Annotated in this window: 2 protein-coding genes; both read left to right on the top strand. The window is 65.9% G+C overall.

Annotation, left to right across the window (positions count from 1 at the left end; genetic code table 11):
- Positions 1-162: 162 nt before the first annotated feature.
- Positions 163-1,728 (top strand): IS21 family transposase, encoded by a 1,566-nt coding sequence (gene istA / locus QZV84_RS10805; protein WP_292829319.1) that lies wholly within the window; start codon positions 163-165, stop codon positions 1,726-1,728.
- Entirely contained in the window at positions 1,725-2,471 is a 747-nt protein-coding gene (locus tag QZV84_RS10800) for an ATP-binding protein (protein WP_292829318.1), read from the top strand. Before istA ends, QZV84_RS10800 begins: the two co-directional genes overlap by 4 nt.
- Positions 2,472-2,698: the final 227 nt, after the last annotated feature.

The following is a 2,698-nucleotide window of genomic DNA, read 5'->3' as shown; positions in this document are numbered from 1 at the left end:
TGAGTATTCGTTCTTCTGAGGGCCATTGATATTGCGGTTCGGGGCCGCCCGTTCCCCGTCGCGATCGTGTCGTTGGGGGCCAGCGGATATTGGGGTTGAGGGCCACCGTTCTTAGGCTCCTTCTGCCGCGTGGCCAATCACGTGGCAGAAGGAGTGTTTCGGATGGTACGCAAGATCAAGGCGAAGCTGGTGCTTCGGCTTCGCGCGGAGGGGTTCACGGGGAGGCAAATCGCCGGGCAGGGCATGTCCCGCACCAGCGTGGCCGCGGTCATCGACGCCGCCGATCGGGAAGGGGTCGGCTGGGACGACGTCGCGGAACTCGAGGAAGCTGACGTGTATGCGCGGCTGTTCCCGGGCCGTGGTGAGCATGACAGCGTTCATGCGCAGCCGGACTGGGACGGGGTGCATCGGGAGCTCGCGAGAGTCGGGGTGACGTTGAAGTTGCTGCATGGCGAGTATGTCGACACTTGCCGGGCGGCGGGGTCGACGGCGATGGGCTACGACAGGTTCTGCAAGACCTACCAGCAGCACGTCCTCATCTCCGGCGCGGCGTCGCGGGTGGGTCATAAGGCCGGACAAACGGTCGAGGTCGACTGGTCGGGCAAGACGATGCGGCTGACCGACCCGGTCACCGGTGAGCAGACGCGGGTCTACTTGTTCGTCGGCACGCTGCCGTTCTCTCGCTACTCGTTCGTGGCGCCGACGTTGGACATGAAGCAGGACACCTGGCTGCGCGCCCACGTCGCCATGTTCGATTGGTTCGGCGGCAGCGTCCCCCGGATCGTTCCCGACAACCTCAAGACGGGGGTGATCTCTCACCCGGCGGAGGGAGAGGTGGTGCTGAACGACGCGTATCGGGAGCTCGCGGCGCACTACTCCGCGGCGGTGCTGCCGGGCAGGGTGAAGAAGCCGAAGGACAAGGCGAGCGTCGAGAACACGGTCGGGAACGTCGCGACCTGGGTGATCGCCTCTCTTCGTGACCGGTCCTTCGCGAGCCTGCCGGAGTTGCGGGCGGTCGTCTACGAGCGCGTTGCCGCTTACAACGCGGAGCCGTTCCAGAAGCGCGCCGGCTCCCGGCTGAGCGTGTTCGACGCGGAGGAGAAGCCGCTGCTTCGGCCACTCCCGGCCGTCCCGTTCGAGATCTCGAGGTGGGTCTATCGCCGCCGGGTCCAGAAGAACGGGCACGTGGTGTTCGAGCGCAACTTCTACTCCGTCCCCTACGTCCACATCGGCCAGGCCGTTGATCTGCGGGTCACCGACACGACGCTCGAGGTGTTCGCCGCGGACGAGCGGCTGACGAGCCATCTGCTGGCCCCGATCGGGGTTGTCAACGACTACCGCACCCACGATTCTGATCTGCCCGACGGCCCCCAGTATCGGCAATGGGACGCCGAGCGGGCCCGGGAATGGGCGGCCAGGGTCGGGCAGGACACCACCACGGTGATCAACCGGATCTTCGAGTCCGTCCCCGTCGATGAGCAGGGCCTCAGCGCCGCCCTGGCGGTGCTCAGGCTGACGCGCCGCTACTCCGCCGCCCGGGTCGAAGCCGCCGCCGGTATCGCCCTCGCGTCGCGGGTGAGGTCGCCGCGTTACGCGCACCTGCGGCCCATCCTCGAGACCCGGCAAGACGATCCCGGCAGCCACGATGCCTGGTCGACACCAGGGACAGCAGCCGAGCCCGCTGGGTATGTCCGCGGCGCGGACTACTACGCGGGAGGGACCCGATGAGCCGGCTGGATTCGGAGACGAAGCGGAAGCTGCGGGAGATGGGGGTGACGTCGCTGGTCGACGCGTTCGAGGTTCAAGACGACACCCTCACGTTGGGGATGGTGTTCGAGGAGCGCATCAAGCTCGCCGTCGACGACGCCCACGCCACGTTCACCCACTCCAAGGTCGAGGGTCTGATCCGGCGGGCGGGGCTGCGCTACCCGAACGCGGACCTGCGACGACTGGATCTGATCGAGCAGCGCGGCCTGGACCGCGGGGTGATCGCGCAACTCGGCACCTGCGCCTTCATCACGAGGCAGCAGAACGTCGTGTTCCAAGGCTTCACCGGATCCGGGAAGACCTACCTCGGCTCGGCGCTGGCGAAGCAGGCGTGTCAGCACCGCTACCGTGCGCACTACATCCGCATGCCCGACCTCGAAGAAACCTGGGCCACCGCGAGGGACCGGCCCGCGGGGAAGGAGAAATGGCTCCGCAGATACGCCGCATTCACGCTCCTCGTGATCGACGAATGGCTACTCGACCACCCCGATGACAGCGTCCGCGGCATGCTGCTCGAGCTCCTCGAACGCCGCTACGACAGCTCGTCGACAGTGTTCTGCACCCAATACGCGAAGAAGGACTGGCACCAACGCCTCGGCGGCGGAGTCCACGCCGACGCGATCATGGACCGCATCGTCCACAACACCATCTGGATCGAGACCGGCAGCACCAACATGCGCGAACACACCGCCATGACGGCCTGAACCCCGCCCGGTGAGCGCCGCCACGACCGGGTGGCGCTCACCGGCAATATCCAGTGGCCTCGAATCTCAATATCGAGTGGCCCTGAACCTCAATAATCAGTGGCCCTCAAGACTCCAAATACTCAAAACAAGGTTCTCGATGCAACACGATCAGAGGCAAGGCACGCCACGAGCGGAATCGCGCATCTGGCACAAATGACTGTCGCGGATGCTGTCGGCAATGTGTT

The organism is Microbacterium sp., from assembly GCF_011620715.1.
Lineage (GTDB): Bacteria > Actinomycetota > Actinomycetes > Actinomycetales > Microbacteriaceae > Microbacterium.
This window is presented reverse-complemented; position numbering and strand designations above follow the sequence as displayed.

Excerpts from the sequence above, each read along its gene's own strand:
- istA (WP_292829319.1), top strand. The coding sequence starts at position 163 with ATGGTACGCAAGATCAAGGCGAAGCTGGTGCTTCGGCTTCGCGCGGAG.
- QZV84_RS10800 (WP_292829318.1), top strand. The coding sequence starts at position 1,725 with ATGAGCCGGCTGGATTCGGAGACGAAGCGGAAGCTGCGGGAGATGGGG.